The 20,101-nt window shown below is 59.9% G+C and carries 21 protein-coding genes and 1 pseudogene; 4 read left to right on the forward strand and 18 right to left on the reverse strand.

Features of this window, described 5'->3' with window-relative positions:
• Window positions 1–829 (forward strand): DUF5808 domain-containing protein (locus tag HMPREF2724_RS11760; RefSeq protein WP_070588676.1); only part of this gene is annotated, 829 nt, incomplete at its 5' end.
• Window positions 830–846: 17 nt separating this feature from the next.
• Here the strand turns inward: HMPREF2724_RS11760 and HMPREF2724_RS11765 are convergent.
• From HMPREF2724_RS11765 to HMPREF2724_RS11810, 10 genes and pseudogenes are all read right to left on the reverse strand, one after another.
• Window positions 847–1,339 (reverse strand): annotated as a pseudogene (locus tag HMPREF2724_RS11765) (type 1 glutamine amidotransferase domain-containing protein).
• Window positions 1,340–1,387: 48 nt separating this feature from the next.
• The gene (locus HMPREF2724_RS11770; RefSeq protein ID WP_070588679.1) at window positions 1,388–2,779 is read right to left on the reverse strand and encodes a protoporphyrinogen oxidase; all 1,392 of its coding nucleotides are present in this window, start codon (window positions 2,777–2,779) and stop codon (window positions 1,388–1,390) included.
• Complete coding sequence (gene hemE / locus HMPREF2724_RS11775; RefSeq protein WP_061920368.1) at window positions 2,779–3,819, reverse strand: uroporphyrinogen decarboxylase; 1,041 nt, start codon at window positions 3,817–3,819, stop codon at window positions 2,779–2,781. Before hemE ends, HMPREF2724_RS11770 begins: the two co-directional genes overlap by 1 nt.
• A gap of 66 nt (window positions 3,820–3,885) precedes the next feature.
• Window positions 3,886–4,437: a hypothetical protein gene (locus HMPREF2724_RS11780; RefSeq protein WP_061920366.1), complete on the reverse strand. Its 552-nt coding sequence runs from the start codon at window positions 4,435–4,437 to the stop codon at window positions 3,886–3,888.
• A complete protein-coding gene (locus HMPREF2724_RS11785) occupies window positions 4,434–5,249 on the reverse strand; it encodes an MFS transporter (RefSeq protein WP_235590992.1) in 816 nt (271 codons plus the stop codon). The genes HMPREF2724_RS11780 and HMPREF2724_RS11785 overlap by 4 nt, the downstream gene beginning before the upstream one ends.
• A gap of 64 nt (window positions 5,250–5,313) precedes the next feature.
• Window positions 5,314–6,291, reverse strand: coding sequence for a porphobilinogen synthase (hemB, locus tag HMPREF2724_RS11790; protein ID WP_061920364.1), 978 nt, complete (start codon window positions 6,289–6,291; stop codon window positions 5,314–5,316).
• 99 nt (window positions 6,292–6,390) lie between these two features.
• Window positions 6,391–8,070 (reverse strand): bifunctional uroporphyrinogen-III C-methyltransferase/uroporphyrinogen-III synthase, encoded by a 1,680-nt coding sequence (locus tag HMPREF2724_RS11795; RefSeq protein ID WP_061920362.1) that lies wholly within the window; start codon window positions 8,068–8,070, stop codon window positions 6,391–6,393.
• Between the two features lie 215 nt (window positions 8,071–8,285).
• Window positions 8,286–9,173 (reverse strand): hydroxymethylbilane synthase, encoded by an 888-nt coding sequence (gene hemC / locus HMPREF2724_RS11800; RefSeq protein WP_061920360.1) that lies wholly within the window; start codon window positions 9,171–9,173, stop codon window positions 8,286–8,288.
• 17 nt (window positions 9,174–9,190) lie between these two features.
• Window positions 9,191–10,558 carry a glutamyl-tRNA reductase gene (locus HMPREF2724_RS11805; protein ID WP_070588680.1) on the reverse strand — a complete coding sequence of 456 codons (1,368 nt, stop codon included), beginning with the start codon at window positions 10,556–10,558 and terminating at the stop codon, window positions 9,191–9,193.
• A gap of 114 nt (window positions 10,559–10,672) precedes the next feature.
• Window positions 10,673–10,924, reverse strand: coding sequence for a glutaredoxin family protein (locus HMPREF2724_RS11810; protein WP_061920356.1), 252 nt, complete (start codon window positions 10,922–10,924; stop codon window positions 10,673–10,675).
• Window positions 10,925–11,062: 138 nt separating this feature from the next.
• On the opposite strand from HMPREF2724_RS11810, the gene HMPREF2724_RS11815 reads away from it, so the two are divergent.
• Window positions 11,063–12,079: an HAD-IB family hydrolase gene (locus HMPREF2724_RS11815; protein WP_061920387.1), complete on the forward strand. Its 1,017-nt coding sequence runs from the start codon at window positions 11,063–11,065 to the stop codon at window positions 12,077–12,079.
• Window positions 12,080–12,134: 55 nt separating this feature from the next.
• Here the strand turns inward: HMPREF2724_RS11815 and HMPREF2724_RS12520 are convergent, their stop codons facing one another.
• From HMPREF2724_RS12520 to HMPREF2724_RS11835, 5 genes are all read right to left on the reverse strand, one after another.
• Window positions 12,135–12,236 (reverse strand): 30S ribosomal protein bS22, encoded by a 102-nt coding sequence (locus HMPREF2724_RS12520; protein ID WP_083306143.1) that lies wholly within the window; start codon window positions 12,234–12,236, stop codon window positions 12,135–12,137.
• Window positions 12,237–12,480: 244 nt separating this feature from the next.
• Window positions 12,481–12,669: a helix-turn-helix domain-containing protein gene (locus HMPREF2724_RS11820; protein WP_005527601.1), complete on the reverse strand. Its 189-nt coding sequence runs from the start codon at window positions 12,667–12,669 to the stop codon at window positions 12,481–12,483.
• A 236-nt stretch (window positions 12,670–12,905) separates the two neighbouring features.
• Window positions 12,906–13,697, reverse strand: coding sequence for a pyrroline-5-carboxylate reductase (gene proC / locus HMPREF2724_RS11825; RefSeq protein ID WP_061920354.1), 792 nt, complete (start codon window positions 13,695–13,697; stop codon window positions 12,906–12,908).
• Window positions 13,698–13,850: 153 nt separating this feature from the next.
• Entirely contained in the window at window positions 13,851–14,642 is a 792-nt protein-coding gene (locus tag HMPREF2724_RS11830; protein WP_061920352.1) for a Yip1 family protein, read from the reverse strand.
• A gap of 9 nt (window positions 14,643–14,651) precedes the next feature.
• Window positions 14,652–15,581, reverse strand: a complete 930-nt coding sequence (locus HMPREF2724_RS11835) for a Ppx/GppA family phosphatase (RefSeq protein ID WP_083306144.1) — start codon at window positions 15,579–15,581, stop codon at window positions 14,652–14,654.
• A 33-nt stretch (window positions 15,582–15,614) separates the two neighbouring features.
• Here HMPREF2724_RS11835 and HMPREF2724_RS11840 point away from each other — a divergent pair, with 33 nt between their 5' ends.
• Window positions 15,615–16,538, forward strand: coding sequence for a DUF3109 family protein (locus tag HMPREF2724_RS11840; RefSeq protein ID WP_070588683.1), 924 nt, complete (start codon window positions 15,615–15,617; stop codon window positions 16,536–16,538).
• A gap of 8 nt (window positions 16,539–16,546) precedes the next feature.
• Here the strand turns inward: HMPREF2724_RS11840 and HMPREF2724_RS11845 are convergent, their stop codons facing one another.
• The 3 genes from HMPREF2724_RS11845 to HMPREF2724_RS11855 all read right to left on the reverse strand — a co-directional run bounded on the left by HMPREF2724_RS11845 (window position 16,547) and on the right by HMPREF2724_RS11855 (window position 19,331).
• Window positions 16,547–17,245: a response regulator transcription factor gene (locus HMPREF2724_RS11845; protein WP_061920346.1), complete on the reverse strand. Its 699-nt coding sequence runs from the start codon at window positions 17,243–17,245 to the stop codon at window positions 16,547–16,549.
• Complete coding sequence (locus HMPREF2724_RS11850) at window positions 17,242–18,504, reverse strand: sensor histidine kinase (RefSeq protein WP_062036034.1); 1,263 nt, start codon at window positions 18,502–18,504, stop codon at window positions 17,242–17,244. The genes HMPREF2724_RS11845 and HMPREF2724_RS11850 overlap by 4 nt, the downstream gene beginning before the upstream one ends.
• A gap of 80 nt (window positions 18,505–18,584) precedes the next feature.
• Complete coding sequence (locus HMPREF2724_RS11855; RefSeq protein ID WP_062039203.1) at window positions 18,585–19,331, reverse strand: phosphoglyceromutase; 747 nt, start codon at window positions 19,329–19,331, stop codon at window positions 18,585–18,587.
• A gap of 146 nt (window positions 19,332–19,477) precedes the next feature.
• Between HMPREF2724_RS11855 and HMPREF2724_RS12935 the strand changes: the two genes are divergently transcribed.
• A partial coding sequence (locus tag HMPREF2724_RS12935) for a hypothetical protein (RefSeq protein WP_168164886.1) occupies window positions 19,478–20,101 on the forward strand: 624 nt, incomplete at its 3' end.

Raw genomic sequence — 20,101 nt, forward strand, 5'->3', positions numbered from 1 at the left:
CATCGATGCAAAGGCCGCTGGCAAGTGGTACGACGAGGTAGAAACAGCGATTTCCGCACGCATCACTCGCACCAGCTTTACGGAATCGCAACTCGCAGGTCTCAAGACCACTGTGCGCTTTCCATGGATTAGCGTGCTCGGCTCCTTACTCGTCACCGCTGTCGGCGCAATCGTTGTTGCGATGCGCTGGGACAACATCCCAGAAACCATCCCAACGCACTGGGGTGCCGGCTTGCAGCCCGACGCCTGGAGCGACAAGTCCGTCCCGAGCGTCTTTATAGGAACTTTTGTATCCCTCGGATTAATCGCACTCTTTGCCGTAATTTTCTGGGCAATGGCCGCCTTCCCGTCGCACTCCCGCAACGACCGCTCCATCAAAGGTCAGCTGCGCAACGATGCAATCCTGGCAGCTTCTAACGAAGGCATCGGCCTGCTGTTGCTGGCTATGTGCGTCCCCCTCACTATTGACCAAATCGCCGGTCCACTCCCCGAATTCAGTGACTGGCTGCCCGTAGGATTCTACGGCCTGCTCCTCTGCAGCATCCTCGGAGTCATCGCGCTCTTGGTCCTCATCGCTCTCCGGGCGAGCCAGCTTGACGACGCCCTGCGTGGTGTCAGCTTCCCTGACGAGGGCAAGGAATCGCCAGATAACGACGAGCACTACAAGTGGGGAATGTTCTACTACAACCCCGACGACCCAGCAGTCCTCGTGGACAAGCGCTTCGGCGTGGGCGTTACCTTCAACTTCGCCACTTGGCAGGCGAAGGCATTCATGGCCTTCATCCTGCTAGTGACAGTTGTCCTCTGCGCCCTACCGGCACTGGCCTAATTCGCGGGAACGATGGCCTAATCCGCGAGCGCGTCGACCAAGGTCTTCGCAAGCTTCTTGGAAGATTGCGGGTTCTGACCGGTGTAGAGATTGCCATCTACCACGACGTGCGAGGGAAATGGCAGCAGGCCCTTGTCGTAGTCCAAGCCTCGCGCCACCAGCTCATCCTCCATCGGGCCATGGCCGCCGGGATAGAACACGAGGTCATAATCTTCCTCGTTCTGGTCATGGAGGTCAGCCGGGTTCTCCAGGACATCGGAGAGCTCCGCAAGGCGAGACTTCAGCTTCTTGGCCGAAAGCGGATCGGTTCCGCCGGAGATGCTCAAAGAGATTTCATCAACTACTGGCTTTACCCCGCGCGGGGGCGCCACGGGGGTGTCATATCCGGCCTCAGTAAAGATGTCATAAGGAGCGATGAACTCCTCTGCCCAGAAGCCGGTGGGGGTGCTCCGTGCCGTCTTTAAGAGTCCAGACACGGGCACCACTTAGAACCATAAGTACGTGAGTCATGCCGCCGCATCGTACCGATTGTGTGCGTGTGAGAGCTTGGCTGCTCTACTACGCGAGCAGCCGCTCAACGGCACCGCGTGCATCTGCCACAACGGCTGGCACGCCCACACCGCCGGACCAGGCGCCGGTGGCCTCGATGCCGGGGACGTCGGCAAGCGCGGCGTGCGCTGCAGCGACTGTGTCCAGGTGGGTCTCGTCGTAGCGCGGGATGCCGCCGAACCAGCGTTGGGTGAAGATCTCGGAAACGCCGGCGGCGCGGCCATCGAAGCCGGTGATGTGCTGAAGATCGTCCAAGGCGTAATCAACCAGATCGTCTTCCTCCGCGCGGACGAGGGCGTCGTCGCCGAAACGGCCGAAGGAAGCACGCACCAGCGCGCCGCCGCGTTCAGCCAGGTGCGGCCACTTGCGCGACGACAGCGTAAACGCTTTAGCGTGTACGTCCTCTTGATCCGTGCCCACCAAAATGCCGGTGTTATCCGGCAGGCGGTTGCCGTTCGGATCGGTATCGGAATCGAACTTGAAGCCGACGACCACAGAACCGGCCAGTTTGACCTTCTTCAGCGCGGCAGAAGCCGCAGGAGAAAGAGCCGGCAGAAGACGCGCGGTAGTGGGCGCCGGGGTGGCAAAAAGCACGCGGTCATAAAGGCCGGCCTCGTTCGGTGCGCCCTTGACGCGGAAGCCCTCGGACTCACGGGTCACGCCGGAGATAAAGGAATCGAGGTGAATATCGGCGCCGGACTTTTCCGCGAGCGCCTCGTAAACCTCAGCGTAGCCGCCGCGGAAAGTCTGGAAAGGCGCCCCCTTGCCCGGGGTGCGTGGGCGTGCCTGCTCCATTGCGCGGACGGCGTCGGAAAGCTTGACCGGGCCATCAGCTGCGAGCTTATCCAAGCTAGCGGCCAGCGCCGGGATCGTGGCGCGCAGGCCCAAGTCATCCGCAGTGCAGGAATAGACGCCACCCAGAAGGGCGGAGACCACGTGGTCCACCACGTCGTCACCAAACTGCTGACGGACCAGCTTGCCCACCGAAACATCGCCACCGATTTTCCACTCGAAAGGCTCTTCGTTGTCGATACGGCGCGCGGTCTCCGCAGAGACCAGCGGAGCGATGGACTCAGACGAGGACGGGATGCCCATCATGCCGCCGGAAGGCAGGGACTGCAGCTTGGAATCGACGTAGACCAGCGGGGATAGACCCGAAGGAGAAACAAAGGAATCCGCCAAGCCCAGCTTGGTGAAAAATTCCACTATCTCTTCGTTGCGGGCTAAGAAAGCCTCAGCGCCCATGTCTGTTGGGCCGTCATTAAACGGAACCGTGTAAAGCTTGCCGCCGATGCGGCCCTCAGCCTCATACACGTCCACCTTGTGCCCAGAGTCATGGGAAGCAATCTCCCACGCTGCTGTAAGGCCTGCCAAGCCAGCACCAATAATCGCGATCTTCATTAGCCCTCCTCGTGAATGATAGAGACGGCGCGGGTAACAGCCTCCGCCCCTGTGGTTGGCAAAACTCCGTGGCCAAGATTCCAGATATGCGTATCGATGTCGCCGGCTGCTTGGGCTGCCGCGACCTCGCCCTTGATGGTGCGCACCGCGCTGCGAATGGCGTCGTCGCCAGCAAAAAGCAGCGCCGGATCCAGGTTGCCCTGCAACACGCTGGCGTTAACACGGCCTGCAGCGGCATCCATGGGCACGCGGTAATCCACGCCCATGACCTCACTGCCAGCCTCCGACATCGCGCCGAGCAGCTCGCCCGTTCCCACGCCGAAGTGGATGCGCGGGATGCGGCCTTCCGCGGCCTTCAAAATCTCCGTGGAATAAGGAAGCACGAACTCGCGGTAGTCGCGCTCATTGAGGTAGCCCGCCCAGGAATCAAAAAGCTGCATCGCATCGATGCCCGCTTCCATCTGCAGTTGCAGGAAGTTGATGATGGTCGGCGTCAGGCGCTCCATCAGTGCGTGCCAGGTCTGCGGCTCCGCATGCATAAGGGCCTTTGTCTTCTCGTGGTTCTTGGAAGGACCACCCTCCACCAGGTAGCTGGCCAAGGTAAATGGGGCGCCGACGAAACCGATAAGCGCCTGGGTCTCGGTCAGCTCATCCAAGATGATGGCGATGCCATCGCGAACCTGCGGAACATCAGTGTCCAGGATGGGCAGCTTGGCGACGTCCTCTTTGGTGCGCACTGGCTGTTCCATCACTGGCCCGCGGCCAGGCACGATGTCCACGCCGACGCCAGCGGCCTTGAGCGGCACGACGATATCGCTGAACAAAATCGCGGCATCAACGTCGTGGCGGCGCACCGGCTGCAGGGTGATCTCAGCGAGCAGCTCCGGCATGAAGCACGAGTCGAGCATGTCGATGCCCTCCCGAACCTTGCGGTATTCCGGCAGGGAACGCCCTGCTTGACGCATGAACCACACGGGCGGACGGGACGGCGTGCGGCCAGCGGCGGCATCGATGAGAGGGGCGTTTCTAGTTCGTGACATGGTCTTCATTATGAATCAAAAGTTGGATTTAAATCTAGTTAGCTCTGCCTTGGACAGGCCCGCGAGCTAGAAGCGCGGATTACGCTCGCGCATAAACTGGTTCGAATCCGGGCGATAGAGCAACAACAACGCCACGGCCAGCACAACCGGGATGGCCACTAGGCCGAGCCCGCCCACGCCCAAGGCCATGGCGGCAATGTTGACAAACAAGCTAAAGGCAATCGCGATGGTGATGATCCGACGCGACCACTTGGAGCCATGCGGCAGTTGCGGCGCGCACAGCGCCATCACGAGCGCACACACGATGTTAGAAATAGCCACGAAGTTGCGGTTGCGGGACAAATAATCAGCAACCTGCTTTGAGGCAGCGACTTCTTCCGCGCCAGAGTCACCGAACATGCCAATCATGCCGGAAACCAGCATGATGATCGCCGCAATCACGAGCACCCAGTAGGCAAAGCGCAGCGACTTCGGCGCGCCGCCGGCACCCGCGGTGTCTACTTCGGACTGCTTGCTTCCAGCCTGCTTGCGGCCAGCGCGGTTGTAGTCCACCGGACCTGGGCGCGATGGGTCGCCCTTAGGCTGGCCACTTCCCTGGCCAGGGAACATGCTTGTCATCGGCGCGGCTCCTGCTCATCCTTGCCAGCCTTCGCATCCTGCTTTTGCTGTTGCTGCTTTTCCATCAGCTCTTTGCGCTCCTGTTCGCGGCGCTCGCGTTCCTTCTCGCGGCGTTCCTGCGCCAGCTCTTGCTCCAGCTTGCGCATCTGCTCCAGCTCGCCGGTGTAATCCAGCGTCTCTTCCTTAAGCGAGAAGATAAGGCCCATTACTGCTCCGACACCAACCAGGATTTGGTTGATGCCATCGCCGGCAATCAGCCAGTCCGGCGCCTCATTGCCCGCGGGCGTGGCGAGGAAGACGAGGAGCGTGCGGAAGGCAAAGAAGAGGGAGAACGCGAACCACAGGCGGCGTCCGGTTGCCGCGGCTTTGCCGCCCTTATTGAGTAAGTGCAGCATCACTGCGAGAACGACGATGATAACCAGCGAGAGCACGGAGGAAAATGCCACCGAGCCATAGCCGATTACCTCAATCAAGGAATCAGAGACCTTCTGACCAGAGTCCTGCGCGGCTTCCTCCGCCGTCTGGCGTGCCTGGGCAAAAAGCACCGAGCGATTCAGCAACGTCATCACCAGGTTCAAAATCTGGTGAATGACCTCCAAAGCCAGCGTGCCCGCCCACAGCTTCAGCATGAGGTTTACGGCCTCCGTGCGCTCCTTCGGAGCCTGCGGCGGCTTGGCATTACCTGTCTGCGGCGCCCCACGGTGCTGCGGCGCATGCTGCGGGTTTTGAGTCTCCGTTCGCTCCTTCGGAGCCTGCTGCGGCTGTGGAGGCTGCTGATTCTGAGGGGGCTGAGGGGAAGCCGGAAGTGTCACAAAATTCCTTATGTACTGTATATTCGCGAAAAATTGGCCAGTGGCCGCGGAAAGAAAGAAGCGGCTACTTCAGCAAACGAGCGGCGTCGGTGGCGAAGTAAGTAAGGATCTGATCCGCACCGGCGCGCTTGAATGCGGTCAAGGACTCCAGCATAACGGCCTCTCCATCAATCCAGCCATTTTGCGCAGCGGCCTTAATCATCGCGTACTCACCAGAAACCTGGTAAACCGCAACCGGCACGCTAGAGCGCTCAGCCGCAGCGGCCAGCACATCGAGGTATGGCAGGCCCGGCTTGACCATGACGAAGTCAGCACCTTCCTCAATGTCCAAGTCGATCTCCAAAAGGGACTCGCGGAAGTTGCGCGGATCCTGCTGGTAGGTGCGGCGATCTCCTTCTAGGGAGGAGCCCACGGCATCGCGGAACGGGCCAAAGAAGGCAGACGCGTATTTTGCGGAATAAGCCATGATGGCGACGTCTTCATGGCCGGCTTCGTCAAGCGCCTCACGGATGGCGGCAATCTGGCCATCCATCATGCCGGAAGGGCTAACCATGTGAACACCCGCGCGAGCCTGCGAGCGAGCCATGTCTTGGTACAGGCTGACGGTCTTATCGTTAAGTACGCGTCCGGATTCATCGAGCATGCCGCAGTGGCCGTGCGAAGTGAACTCATCCAGGCAAGTATCTGCCATAACGATAAGGTCATCGCCGAACTCCTGGCGCAGCTCCGCAATACCGCGGTTCAAGATGCCCTCCGGATCCCAGGCAACGGAGCCGGTGGCATCCTTGTCTTCCTCCCGCGGAACGCCAAAGAGGTCAACGCACTTAACGCCCGCATCGAGTGCTTCATGGGCAGCGCGCTTGAGGGAATCGAGCGTGTGCTGATAGACGCCCGGCATGGAAGTAATTTCCTGCGGCTTATCGATGCCGTCCATGATGAACATCGGCAGGATCAGATCCGCAGGTTGCACGGAAGTCTCCGCGACCAATTCGCGGAAAGCAGCAGACTGGCGCAGGCGGCGGGGACGGCGAACAAGGCTCATGAATATTTCTCCCTAGAGGTCTTTTTCTTTGCCTCGCCAGTCTACTCATACTTTAGTTGCAGACTAACCTTGCCCCGCTGCCAGACGGATGCGGCAGACTTAAGCAGACTTGGTCGCCTTCTTACGCGAGCGGCGCTTCTTCCGCGGTGCCGGCAGGTTGCCCGCAGCGCGCAGGGCGGCAACGTGTTCAGCCAGGGCGTCGATAAGCGCTGGCACCTCAGCAACCTCCGGGACCACGTCGACGCGCAGGCCCAGCTCTTCGGCGGCGGCCTTCGTGGAAGGGCCGATGCAGGCGATGATGGTGCGCGCGTGCGGCTTGCCGGCGATGCCGACTAGGTTGCGCACGGTAGAGCCCGAGGTAAAGGCCACGGCGTCGAAGCCGCCGGACTTGATCATGTCGCGGATCTCCGCCGAAGGAGGGGCGGCGCGCACGGTGCGATAAGCCACGACGTCATCAACGTCCCAGCCCAGCTCCTCCAGGCCGGTAACCAGGGCATCGCCCGCAATGTCCGCCCGCGGCAAAAGCACACGGCCCACAGCGTCGATGTCTTCGACATAGTTCGGGAAGACCTCGACCAAGCCCTCAGCGTTTTGCTTGCGCTTATTCGGCAGCAGCTCCGGGACCATGCCCTTGGCGCGGATGGCATCGGCGGTCTTGGTGCCAACGGCGGCCAAGTGAACGCCGGCGAAGTCGCGGGCATCCAGGCCCAGCTCCGCAATCTTGTTCCACACTGCAGAAACCGCATTCACGGAGGTAAACACGATCCATTTGTAGCGGCCTTCCACGATGCCCTTGATAGCGCGATCCATCTGCGCCGGGTTGCGAGGCGGCTCCACCGAGATAGTCGGCACAGACTGCGGGATGGCGCCATAGCCGGCCAAGCGCGCGGACATGGCAGCTGCCTGCTCCTTGGTGCGTGGCACCAGCACCCGCCAGCCATAGAGCGGACGATTCTCCCACCAGGAGTACTTGGAACGATCGTCAAAGCTGCGCCCCAAGGTCACCACGAGGTCGCCGGGCAACTCGGCGTCGAGCTTGCCCAAAGTTCCCAAGGTGGTCTCATGCGTGCGCTGCAGACGGGTGGTGCCGTGAACAGTCACGTAAGCCTCAATGTCCGCAGACATGCCGCGCTCGATGAGCTCCCGGGAGATCACCGAAAGGTCGGCGGCGGTTGCCTGCAGTACCAGCGGCTGGGTAGCGCTTGCCAGCGCATCCCAATCAGCGCCTTCAGTAATATCCGCCTCGGTATAAGTAGCGCCCAAAGCCAGACCAGCGAAGGAAGGAACGGTAGAAGGCAGGGACATGCCGGGTACTACCTGGAACTCCAGGCCTTCGGCGGCCACGGCCGAGATTTCTTCCTTGATGGACTCGCGATTGAGCGGATTACCGCTGACTAGGCGGATGACGTCAAGTCCATCGGCTTCTACCAAGCCTTCGCGCAGTTGCGCCACGATGTCTTCAGATTGCGGCGCATAAAATACCGCTGCCGTTGGCGGAGCAGGACGCGGCGGCTTGCGGCGCGCGCCAGCCTCCTTGGCCTCCGCACAGATGCGCGCGTACTCTTCTTCCGCGGCGTCGAGAAGCTCCTGCGGTACGGGAACTGCGCGCGCGACGACGTCGCGGATTCCGGAGGAAACCTCTTCATCGACGATTGCGATTGCGTTCGCCTCGAGAACCTCGCGGGCGCGGACGGTCAACAGGTCAGGATTGCCTGGGCCGGCGCCTACAAAAACGACTTTTCCCAGTTCAGACTGAGTGTCCGGCACAGCGTTGCTCATAAGGTTCTTTTCTACGTTTGGGCCTCAGGCACCACGCACGGACATGATCGTGCGCGGCGAAAACCCTGCGACCAGCGGGCGGTGTTCTTCACAGCGTATTAACGGCCAAAATCCCAGGCCAGAAGTCCTGGGATCAAATTAAGGGGGGCCGAATCATTGGAGGCCAATGATTGTGTGCTAGATACACCTTAAATTATCAAGGCCTAAACAAAAAATTAGTTACCCAGCAGCTCGGCTGCGCCACGGGAGAAAAGCTCCTCAGATACAGCGCTGCCCAGTGCCGCAGCATCGTTCAGGGAACCGGAAGCGGTGGCCAGAAGTTGGCGAGAGCCGTCAAGCGCGAATACGCCGCCACGAACGGTGAGCTTATCGCCGTCCACCTCGGAGGTAGCTGCTACCGGAGCGGTGCAGCCGGCCTCTAAGCGGGAGAGCACGGTGCGCTCGCCCAGTGCGGCCGCAGTTGCTTCCTCATCAATGAGGGTTTCGATGGCACAGGCAGCCGCAGAATCCTTGACAGCCTCGATGGCCAGCGCGCCCTGCGCCGGGGCCGGCATGAAGTCTGCAGGCGAGAAAACCTCGGTGGCACGGTCCTGATAATCGGCGCGCACCAACCCGGCATAGGCCAGCACCACGGCATCAAGCTCGCCGGAGGTTACCTTGCCCATGCGGGTATCGATGTTGCCGCGCAACGGCTGGATGTCCAGGTCCGGGCGCACCGCCTTGAGCTGGCTGATGCGCCGCGGCGCCGAGGTACCCACGCGCGCGCCCTCCGGCAGCTGCGCCAAGGTAAGTCCATCGCGCGCCACGAGCGCCTCGCGCACGTCTTGCCGTTCCGGGACGACGAGGAGGAAGCGTTCGTCCGCTGCCGTGGGCAGATCCTTGAAGGAGTGCACCGCGATATCGCATTCGCCGGCATACAGCGCCTCGCGCAGCGCCTGGGTAAATACGCCCACACCGATGCGCTCGACCGGCGCCATGTTGACGTCACCGTGAGTGGTGACGATGTGGAGCTCAGACGCAAAGCCCTTGGCCGCCAGCCAATCGCGCACGTGGCCGGACTGCGTCGTAGCGAGCTTGGAACCGCGGGTACCGATCTTGAACATATTTTTAAAAGTTTCCTCTAATTAGTGCTTTGTTCTTGGCTCTTTTTGACTTCGCTCAAGGCTGGCAGATCCTCGACGTCTACGGAGACGCCGCTGCCTTCTAACTGCAGACCGAACAGCTCCTGCAGCGCCCTTTCATGGCTGACCGATCCGGAGTTAGCAGCCAACTGCTTAGCTCGCACCGTCGGCTCGTGCAGTAGCTTGTCCACCACGCGTTTGAGGGCACGGGAGACATCATCCATCTGCTTTTCATCCAGTTCCGGGTGCTTTTGGTTCAGGCGGGCGACTTCGCATTCGACGAGGTCGGCAGCGCGGCGTCGCAAAGCGGATACTGCGGGAACGACGTCGCGCACGCGCTGTGCGGAAGCATAGGATTCAAGCTCCTCGTTGACGATGCGGCGAGCCTGCGCGTGCGGGCTCGTTCCTGCAGCGATGTCGGTGTCAGCGGCGTTGAGCGAGCGGCTCAGGCGCTCGATGTTAACCAGATCAACGTTATCGATGTCCGCCGCGGCATCATCGATGTCACGCGGCAGGGAAAGGTCGACGAGCATCAGGGCCTTGCCTTGTGCGCCGTGCTTGGCGACGTCGCTTTCAGTAATGGTGAAGTTCTGCGCGCCGGTGGCAGAAATCGCCATGTCTACCTGTCCTAAAGCCGGGGCACGCTCGCCAAAGTCAATGCCCTCAGCGCGCACGCCCGCCTCATGCGCATGGGAGGCAAGGCGCTCGGCGCGCTCGCGGGTGCGGTTAGCGATGACCAGCTGGGCGCCTAATCGTCCCGCGTGGGTGGCGGCCAAAGAAGCCATGGCGCCCGCGCCCAGGATAAGCACGCGCTGGCCCTGCAGGTTCTCCTGCCCCATGCGCTGTAGCGCCTGGTCAAAGGCAAAGGAAACCATCGAGGAACCGGCCTCGTCGATGTTGGTCTCAGTGTGCACGCGCTTACCGGTGTGCAGTGCGGACTGCGCCAAAGCGTGCAGTCGTGCGCCGACCGTGCCCTGGTCCGAGGCCGATTGATAAGCCGCACGCACCTGGCCGATGATTTGTTGCTCGCCCATGACCATGGAATCAAGACCGGAGGTCACCGTCATCAGGTGCTCGGCCGCGGCATCGGCGTAGCGCACGTACAGGTAGCGGCGCAGGTCCTCCTCCGGAACCCCGGAAACCTCAGCCAGCACGTGCACCACGTCCTGGACACCGGTGTGGAAGGAATTGGTGACCGTGTAGACCTCCATTCGGTTACACGTGGAGATGATCATGGCCTCGGAAAGAGATTGTGCAGAAACCAGCTCCCCGCAAGCGGTGTTTTGCACCGCGTCATCCATGCTTAGTTTCTCCAGCAGCGCTACTGGTGCCGACTGGTGGGACATGCCCACGACGAGCACACTCATGCACAATCCTCCACTTTCAGATCAACCCTTTGATTGACATAAATCAACCAAAAGCCTAATAGTTTATCCGGCTTTTGCCGAACTAAGGCTGTGCTAATTAGGGGCTAATTAGGACTAATTAGGGCTAGCCGCAAGCTCGGCTGCGAGCTCTTCGTTGTCTACTTCCCAGCAGGAGAACTCTTCTCCGTCAATGACTACAACGGGCACACGGTCGCCGTATTCCATTGCCAATTCTTGGTCTTCATCAACGTTGCGGATATAAAAATCCGCTCCGGCGGCTTCTACTACTGGGGCAATTTGCTCCCGTACCCTAGCGCAAGAACCGCAGGTAGTACGAACCATCAACTCTACGACACGGCGCGACATATCCCTATTTGCTCCTGACTTTGGCGCTTTATAAAAAGACGCCATTGGTCGAAAGGTTTACTATGGACACGATAGTCCGCCTCCCCGTCGAAAGCTGCATGCGTACCCGTGTCCTCTGCGCCCCCCCCCCCCCCCGGAATGCCCGATTCTCCCCGCGACTTCCTCGCGAATTGGACCGCCAGCCGGGGAAATCTACGCAATTTTCTTGAGAACCAAGCATTAGCGCCGCTTGACGACGACGCACAAAAGACCGCTGGTGAGGCTGCTGCACGCGCTGCGGTGGATAGCATTTTCGGCCTCGACCTAGAGTCCTATCACTCGGGCGTGGATTCCGTGCAGGGTTCTTTTGAGTCCGCCGGCGCGAAGAAGATCACCCAGCCGGATCCGGATGTCCCACAAGACGCCGGGGCCGCGGCCTTCTTCGACGTGGACAACACGCTGATTCAGGGCTCTTCCCTGGTTGCTTTCGCCTTTGGGCTCTACCGCAAGCGCTACTTCAAGCTCCGGGAAATCCTGCCCATTGCGTGGAAGCAGTTGAAGTACCGCGTCTCGGGCAGTGAAAATGCCGACGATGTCGCCGCTGGCCGCGTGCAGGCCTTGGACTTTGTCAAAGGCCGCTCGGTAGAAGACATGGTGGCACTGTGCGAGGAAATCGTCGATGCTTCCCTGGCCCGCCGTGCATATCCGGGAACCAATCAGCTGGCGCAGCTGCACGTGGCCGCGGGCCAGCAGGTCTGGCTAGTAACCGCGACCCCGGTACAGCTGGCCCAGGTGCTGGCAAAGCGTTTTGGCTTCACTGGTGCGCTCGGCACCGTGCCTGAGGTAAAAGACGGCAAGTTCACCGGCCGCCTGCTGGGTGATATCCTGCACGGCCCTGGCAAGACCCATGCCGTCGCGGCACTGGCCACCATTGAAGGCCTCGACCTAGAGCGCTGCACCGCCTACTCGGACTCCGTCAACGACGTACCAATGTTGTCGATGGTTGGCACCGCCGTAGCGATTAACCCCGACTCCAAGCTACGCGACGTCGCCGAAGACAACGGCTGGCTCATCCGCGACTACCGGTCTGTGCGCAAAGCCGTGCGCGCCTACGGCCTTCCTGCCCTGGCCACCGCAGCCTTCTCTTATGGCGGCTGGCGCTGGATAAGAAAGTAGCGCCTTTGCGACAAAAAGGCCCCGGCTCCCTTTCGGGAAACCGAGGCCTAAATGTTTACTTGCCAAGCTTACGACGCTGAACGCGGGCGCGGCGCAGCATCTTGCGGGGCTTCTTCTTGGACATGCGCTTACGGCGCTTCTTGATGACAGAACCCATAGTAGGTTTCCTCACTTTCGAGATCAGTACGTACTAAACCTGCCAGCCACAGCCTGGAAATGGCCGCTAAGGTGCACTTCTCAGCAACCCCACGCTTTGCGAACAAGGCGTGGAAGACGCAGGACCGCTGGCACGAATGGTGACTATCTTACCCAGTCGGGGCCTACGTACCAAAAAAGACAGTGCCCACCACCGCAGACCAAGCTGGTCAGCAGAGGTGGACACTGTCGAAGGCGCGAGTATTTTAAGCTCCGTAAACGGAAGCCTCGAGGTACTCGTTAACCGCAGACTCGTGAACGCGGAAAGAGCGTCCAACGCGAACTGCCGGCATTTCGCCTGCGTGAACCAAACGGTAGACAGTCATCTTGGAGACTCGCATGATTTCTGCGACCTCGGCGATGGTCAAAAAGGTTCCCTTATCTTCATTAGCCATAGTTTATCTAACCCTTCAGCCCGTGACGCGCTGTAGGCTTCCCCTCCCACATTTCTTTCACGCACGTGCTCGTACCAGCCTATCGTGAAACCTGTGACTAATGCGACCCAAGAGCCAAATTTTTTCCCAGGTGTCCCCCAGCTCTCGCCAAACTCCCCGCGCAACTGGTGTCACACGAGGATCGGCCGCTCTGATTTTTGGTCCACATTGGGGACACCCGTGCTGCTAGGAAGCCTTTAGCCAAGCTCCTTGGCACGCTGTGCGCATGCTTCTGCCGCGCGGTAGAACGCGCCACGCAAGCCGGACTCCTCCAACTCGCGCACTGCTGCCGCAGTCGTGCCGCCTGGGGAGGTAACGCCAGCACGCAACGCGAGCGGCTCACGGCCGGACTCGACGAGCATGGCACCGGCACCAGAAGCCGTCTGGGTGGCCAGCTTCGTCGCAACGTCACGGGTAAGACCCAGCTGCACGCCGGCGTCGACAAGCGCCTCAACAACAAGGAAGAAATAAGCCGGCGCGGAACCCGCCAACGCTGCGGCTGCATCGATGTCCTTTTCAGCAACGACTGCTACTTCACCGACGGCACCCAGAAGCTCCACAACGCCGTCGAATTGCTCCTCACTGACGTGGGTGCCCGCGGTAGCCGTGCTCATGCCCTTGCCCACCAACATCGGCGTATTCGGCATAACGCGCACAACCGGCACTCCGTCACCGGCAGCGGCCTCCAGCTTTTCTAACTGGATGCCAGCAGCCAGGGACACTGCGACAGCGCTTGTAGGAATCTCTGCTTCTGCGAAGACCTCTTCAATGGCATAAGGCTTCACGCAGCCAAAGACGAAGTCTGCATCCTTCACAGCCGCCCTGTTATCGCTCAAGGTCTTAACGCCGTAGGTCTTTTCCATATGCGCGCGACGATCCTCGCTGCGGTTAGTCACGACGATGTCCGCACCGTCATAGCCAGCGTTCACGAGGCCCGAAACGAGGGCCTCACCGATTTGTCCTCCACCAAGTACTGCAATTTTTGCCATGCCAACCACAGTGCCAGAAAGCCTGCGGCCAGGCCACCTTGTTACCCGCTCCTTTACACCTTGGGCTTAGTCTCCTCGCTGTCGATATACAAAAGCGCACCGCCTGCTTTAAGAGCTAAGCGGTGCGCTTTATAAGGTGCGATGAATTTTCGCCTACATAACGATGAGCAGCGGGCCGAAGGTCAGTACGAGACCAACGAAGGCAGCCAGCGCCATCGAGGCGCCATCACGATTGGTACGCAGCACGTGCACCAGAGCAACCATGAGAGCGGTTACAGCAACGGCCAAGATGGCAACGATGGAGCGGGAGAAGCTATCCCAGAGAATCTCGAAGCCCTTGAAGACGATTGCGCCGAGCACGATTCCTACGAGAGCAAGCAGCAAAACAGAGAACGGATTGAGCTTCTCATCATCTTCCTCGTAATCCGCATCAGACTCAGTCTCAAGCAAGTCCTTCTCCTGCGCCTTTACCGGAACGCTGTTGCCCATTTCCGCGCCAGCGCCCGCCGCAGTGGTACCAGCAGCCGCAGTGGTTGCCGCAGCAGCCTTAGGAGCCTTGCTGTCGTCCTTGGAATCAGCCTGCGCAGGCTTAGCATCTTCAGCGTCCTGCTTTGCCTCAGGCTTGTCCGTTACGCGCTTGATAACGCGGGTGTCATCGGTAGAAGGCTGGGAAGCCTTGTCCGCGGCCTGCTTTTCATCCTGCTCCTGCTTTGGGGCAGGGATGACTGGAGCGGTTTCGTCGATGGAGACATTCGAGTGCTTCGACTCGGCCGGAGTTGCCTTTACTTTTTCCAGGTTGCCGGTGAGCTCGGCAACCGAGACGCCACCGTCTTCCAAACTACGGCGGCGGCGACGGCGTGAACCGCCCTCAGAATCAGCACCAGCGCGCTCCTTCGAGTTACGGGCGAGGAGCTCCGCTACTGTCAACTGTTTTTCGTCAGCCACGTTTATTTCCTATTCCAGTCCCTTATCGGTTCGTCGCAGAATTACGCCTTCGCGGAGTGCCCAAGGGCAGATCTCCAGCTTCTCGATACCCAAGGCACGCATGCTTGCCTCAGCCACCAATGCGCCAGCGACGATTTGATGCGATCGGTTAGAACTTACCCCTTCGAGGTCTGCTCTGTCTGCTGCGGTCATGCGGGAGATGAATGAGATGAGCTGACGAAGGCCCGGTGCGGTCAGCGTACGCTTTACATAAGGGCCCGCAGAAGACGGTGCGGCACCGGTAAGTCGCGCCAGCGTACGGAAGGTTTTTGAGGTACCCACAGCAAGCCCCGCGGTACCCATTGCACGCATCTGATCGGTCACTGGTACCAATTCCGCATCAATGTAGTCGCGGAGCATATTGACCTTGGCCTTCTCAGGCGGATCGGTGTCGAACCAATTGTGGGTCAAGCGGCCCGCGCCTAGGTCCAGAGAAAATGCCAAGTCGGGATGCTCATCAGTACCGGTGGAAAGCTCCAACGAGCCACCGCCGATGTCCAAGTTGGTGATGCGACCTGCAGCCCAGCCGTACCAGCGGCGCACGGCCAGGAACGTCAGACGTGCTTCTTCCTCGCCAGAGAGGATCTCCAGACGTACACCCGTCTGCTTTTCCACCTGATCAAGCACGTACTCAGAGTTCGGGGCAGAACGCACTGCCGAGGTAGCAAAAGCAATGAACTCATGACAGCCCAACTTTTGCCCCAGCTCGTTTGCTTCAGCAACCGCCGAAATCAGCTTCTTCAAGCCTTTTTCGTGGATGTTGCCGTCCTTATCCAACTGCTCCACAAGACGCAGCGGAGTCTTCCAATCGCTCATCGGAGTCGGGCGTCCACCCGTAGCGGCGTCAACCGCAACGAGGTGAACAGTGTTGCTTCCGACGTCTAATACACCTAATCGCACACTCCTAGAGTAGTAGGTCTACCGTGGTTAGGTGTGAATCGCCCGAAATCTAGCTCAAAAAATAACCCAGATTCTCACACGGTTTATCTCGGTTTTCCCAGCTCTTCCCCCGCTGCCTCCTCGATCCTTGCAGGCCGCGAGGAGGCACCCGATTTCCCACGGGAATGGTTCGAATTCACCAATCCGGCGGACCCCCACCATGTCTTTTCAATCGATCTCACGTGGGTCGAATCGCACTACACGTGTCAGTTCGGCACCGCGGCTTGCCACGGCATCGATGCCAGCCAACCCGACGTCGGATGTTGCGTCCATGGCGCGTACATGGCTGATGAAACGGATCGGGAGCAGCTTTACGACGCCGTCGAGCGCATGCCAGACAAGTACTGGCAGCTACGCCCAGCTGGGGTAGATAAATACCTTTCCGCCGAAGACCCCACCGAGCTAGAACCCTGGCTCGTATGGGACGAGCTCGACGGGGACGACGGGGAACCAGAGCCAGCACTTAAAACGCCTATCGTCGATGGCGCCTGCATCTTTGCCAACCGCGCGGGTTGGGCCACCGGCGCGGGCTGCGCACTGCATCAGTGGGCAATGGCAGAAGGCGAAGAGCTGACCGTGGTCAAGCCGGAAGTGTGCTGGCAGCTGCCGCTGCGCCGCCATGAGGAATATGAAGAGCGCCCAGACGGCCAGGAAATTCTGCGCACCACCATCGGCGAATACGATCGCCGCGGTTGGGGCGACGGCGGAGAAGACTTCGATTGGTATTGCTCCGCTGATGCGTCCTGCCATACCTCGCCGGACCCCATGTGGCTCTCTCAGAAAACCGAGCTCATTGCCCTTATGGGCGAGGAATGCTACGAAATCCTGGCTGCTCCCTGCCCCGCACGAGCCGAAGCAGCCAAGGCTGGCGTTAACCTCACGCGGCACCCGGCCAGCGTGAAGGCCAACGCTTACTAAGGCGCCTATTAAAGATCGAACTTGTAGCCCAGACCGCGCACCGTCACCAGGTGCTGCGGGCGGGAAGGCTCCGCCTCGATCTTCGAGCGCAGGCGCTTGACGTGCACGTCTAGGGTCTTGGTATCGCCCACATAGTCAGCGCCCCAAATACGATCAATCAGCTGGCCGCGGGTAAGAACGCGTCCTGCATTACGCAGCAGGTACTCCAGCAGGTCGAATTCCTTCAGCGGCATCGAGACTGCCTCGCCGTCGACAGTGACGGTGTGACGCTCAACGTCCATGCGTACGCGACCGCCCTCAAGAATCTGCTCGTCGAACTCCTCCTGCGGAGCCTCAGAAGCAGAGTCTTGGCCGCGGCGCAGAACCGCGCGAATACGCGCAATCAGCTCACGGGAAGAATAAGGCTTGGTCACATAATCGTCCGCACCCAGCTCGAGGCCGACGACCTTATCAATCTCCGAGTCACGCGCCGTGACCATGATGACTGGAACCGAGGACGTCGAACGCAGCTGCTTGCACACATCGGTGCCGGACATTCCCGGCAGCATGAGATCCAGAAGAACGATGTCGACGGAGTTCTTCGCAAACTCCTCGAGGGCGGTCGGACCATCCGGTGCGAGGATGACGTCAAAGCCCTCCTTGCGCAGAAGGAACGCTAGTGGATCGGCCAGCGACTCTTCATCTTCAACGATGAGGATGTTGGTCATTGTGCTTTGTCCTTTCGACGTGCGGCTACGCGAGCGACGGCACGAGGAAGCCCAGGCGCAGCTGAGCTGACGGCACCATCTACTTCATTATCCTGATTCTCTACGTTATCCGCTGCAGTTTCGTCTTTGTAAATAGGTAGCTCGATCGTGAAGGTCGAGCCCGTGCCCGGCCGCGACCACAGCTTGATGTTGCCACCGTGGTTGGCCACAACGTGCTTAACGATAGCCAGTCCCAGACCCGTGCCACCGGTCTGGCGCGAGCGAGCTTTATCCACGCGGAAGAAGCGCTCGAAGACTCGCTTTTGGTCCTCCGGGGCGATACCGATTCCGCGGTCAGTCACGCGCACGAGCACGATATCGGTACCGACGATCTTGAGGGTCACCGACACCGGCATCTCATCCGGCGAGTAATGGATTGCATTGGAGATGAGGTTGGAAATAGCGGTGATAAGCAGCGCCTTATCGCCCTTGACCTGCACTCCCACCGGCTTGCCGCGGGTAAGTTCATTCTGATGTGAATCGGCTGCCAGCTGATTGCGGGAGATTGCTTCATCCACCAATTCATCAAGATTTAGCGGCTCCATCTCCGGCAGCGCCTCCGCACCTTGAAGCTTGGAAAGCGCGATCAGCTCGTTGACCATATCCGCCATGCGGTTGGCTTCTTTTTGTAGTTTGCCACCGAAGTATTCCACGGTTTCAACGTCAGCCGGGTCATTGAGCAGAGCCTCCGCCAGCAATGCGATGCCGCCGACAGGGGTCTTAAGCTCGTGGGAGACATTCGCCACAAAGTCGCGGCGAGCGGCTTCCATGCGCACAGACTCCGATTCGTCGGTGCCGTAGACGATGACGAAGCGGTCGTCGTTAAGCGTCAGCGGCTTAACCACCGCCAGCACCTGAGTCACTCGGTTACCGGTACGGCGCTTCGGAATGGAAAGGTCAAGCGAGCGCGTTTCCTTGTCCGCGAAGACCTCCTCCGCGACCTTCCAGATATCCGGATTAACAGTGCGATCATGGACCAAAGACATCTCATGGGCTGAAGGATTAGAAAGGATGACCTCCTTCGAGCGCGAGAGAACCGTGATGCCTGTCGGCGCGCCTTGGATAGCCAAGTGCAAAACCTGGCTCACGGTAGTGACTCTGTTGGAATCAGCATCATTAGATTTGCGGAAACGCTCGATGCGCCCGCGCACCCAAGAGATCACCGGTAGAGCGAAGGCGCAAACCACCACGCCGGCTAGAAAAGCTAAAAATAATTCCACGTATCTATTACCAGTTAAAACAAAACAACCCCCAGGGAGTATAGACCCCCGGGGAATTGTACGCAGTACTTCTTTAGCCCTTACTTGCCGCCCTGCGCCGCAACAGCTGCGGCGCCGGCAGCAGCAGCTTCCGGATCCAGGTAGGTGCCGCCTGGGTTCTGGACGCTGCCGTCTTCCGCGATCTCGTAGACCAGCGGAATACCCGTAGGAATATTCAGGCCAGCGATGTCCTCGTCAGAGATGTTGTCCAGGTGCTTGACCAGCGCACGCAGGGAGTTGCCGTGTGCGGCGATGAGAACGACCTCGCCCTTCTTGGCGCGTGGGAGGATCTCCTCCTCAAAGTATGGAACGAGGCGCTCGACGACGTCCTTCAGGCATTCGGTGCGCGGGACCTGCTCCAGGTCCCCGTAGCGCGGGTCGTTGCTCTGGGAGTACTCGGAGGAGTCTTCCAGCTCTGGCGGCGGGGTGCCGTAGGAACGGCGCCATGCCATGAACTGCTCTTCGCCGTACTTGTCTTTAGTCTCTGCCTTGTTCAGGCCCTGCAGAGCGCCGTAGTGGCGCTCGTTGAGACGCCAATCGCGCACGACCGGGATCCAGTGGCGGTCTGCCGCGTTAAGCGCAATGTTTGCGGTGCGGATAGCACGGCGCAGCAGTGAGGTGTAGAGAACCTCCGGCAGCAGGCCCTTTTCCTTCAGCAGCTCGCCGCCGCGCTTTGCTTCTGCCTCGCCCTTTGCGGTGAGGTCCACGTCGACCCAACCGGTGAACTGGTTGGATTCGTTCCACTGGGATTGTCCGTGTCGAAGAAGAATAAGCTTTCCTTGAGTCATGCCTTCAAGCATGCCAGTTTTTAATGGCCCGCGCTGCAACTTTTAGCCCTCAGAGGTAACCGAAAATTTCCTACAATGGGCTTTTATTGCTCAAGAAATCTAAATCACAATTAGATGGAAAACACTCGCCGAAAGCAGAAGCTGCCATGCACGTCATTCAGATAGCCCCACCCCACTTGGAAAACAACGATTCCCCTTCCCTGACGCTGCGTGTATGCCACGAGGCGGACAGCGCATTGCTTAAATACCTCGCAGGCAACGATGATTTCTGCGAGTCCATGGACAGCTTGCTCAATAGTTTGCGTCCAAGTTCCCAGCGCCTTTCCTTCCTGCTCGCCGCCTGCGAGCAGGAAGGCCAGCTGCGCGCCCAGGAGGATGAGACCGACCTCGGTGCGCGCGGGTTCCTGCGAGTAAACATGCCGCTGACGGGTGAGACCACGCTGGCCTATTTGGCCCCCATCTTCGTCGATGACTACAGCGAAGAAGTTCTCGATGCGCTCTTGGATGCGGCCGCGGAGCTCATGGCACAGCACGGCCGCACCACCATTACATTGGATGTTGACTTTGCTATAGGCGGGCTTGACGACGACCCCCGCGCCGCCGCTTTCACAGGCCACGGCTTTGTACTCGGCATCGTGGAGCAGGCTTGCCAGCTTGAACTCGCCAAAGCCGAGCCAGCGCAGCTGCCTGCAGGCCTGCGCGCCGAGTACTTCGAGGGCCACCTCCTGCCCGAGCACCTCTCGGACCACACCGACTCTTTCCTTGAGATC

Origin of the sequence: Corynebacterium sp. HMSC071F07 (assembly GCF_001810285.1) — a bacterium.
Lineage (GTDB): Bacteria > Actinomycetota > Actinomycetes > Mycobacteriales > Mycobacteriaceae > Corynebacterium > Corynebacterium simulans.

Bases quoted from the DNA above. Each gene is read 5' to 3' on its own strand.
- hemC (WP_061920360.1), bottom strand. From the start codon at position 9,173: ATGTTCAAGATCGGTACCCGCGGTTCCAAGCTCGCTACGACGCAGTCC.
- HMPREF2724_RS12520 (WP_083306143.1), bottom strand. From the start codon at position 12,236: ATGGGTTCTGTCATCAAGAAGCGCCGTAAGCGCATGTCCAAGAAGAAG.
- HMPREF2724_RS11815 (WP_061920387.1), top strand. From the start codon at position 11,063: ATGCCCGATTCTCCCCGCGACTTCCTCGCGAATTGGACCGCCAGCCGG.
- HMPREF2724_RS11845 (WP_061920346.1), bottom strand. From the start codon at position 17,245: ATGACCAACATCCTCATCGTTGAAGATGAAGAGTCGCTGGCCGATCCA.
- hemE (WP_061920368.1), bottom strand. From the start codon at position 3,819: ATGTCACGAACTAGAAACGCCCCTCTCATCGATGCCGCCGCTGGCCGC.
- HMPREF2724_RS11855 (WP_062039203.1), bottom strand. From the start codon at position 19,331: ATGACTCAAGGAAAGCTTATTCTTCTTCGACACGGACAATCCCAGTGG.
- HMPREF2724_RS11795 (WP_061920362.1), bottom strand. From the start codon at position 8,070: ATGAGCAACGCTGTGCCGGACACTCAGTCTGAACTGGGAAAAGTCGTT.
- HMPREF2724_RS11805 (WP_070588680.1), bottom strand. From the start codon at position 10,558: ATGAGTGTGCTCGTCGTGGGCATGTCCCACCAGTCGGCACCAGTAGCG.
- proC (WP_061920354.1), bottom strand. From the start codon at position 13,697: ATGGCAAAAATTGCAGTACTTGGTGGAGGACAAATCGGTGAGGCCCTC.
- HMPREF2724_RS11770 (WP_070588679.1), bottom strand. From the start codon at position 2,779: ATGAAGATCGCGATTATTGGTGCTGGCTTGGCAGGCCTTACAGCAGCG.
- HMPREF2724_RS11780 (WP_061920366.1), bottom strand. From the start codon at position 4,437: ATGACAAGCATGTTCCCTGGCCAGGGAAGTGGCCAGCCTAAGGGCGAC.
- HMPREF2724_RS11820 (WP_005527601.1), bottom strand. From the start codon at position 12,669: ATGGCTAATGAAGATAAGGGAACCTTTTTGACCATCGCCGAGGTCGCA.
- HMPREF2724_RS11810 (WP_061920356.1), bottom strand. From the start codon at position 10,924: ATGTCGCGCCGTGTCGTAGAGTTGATGGTTCGTACTACCTGCGGTTCT.
- hemB (WP_061920364.1), bottom strand. From the start codon at position 6,291: ATGAGCCTTGTTCGCCGTCCCCGCCGCCTGCGCCAGTCTGCTGCTTTC.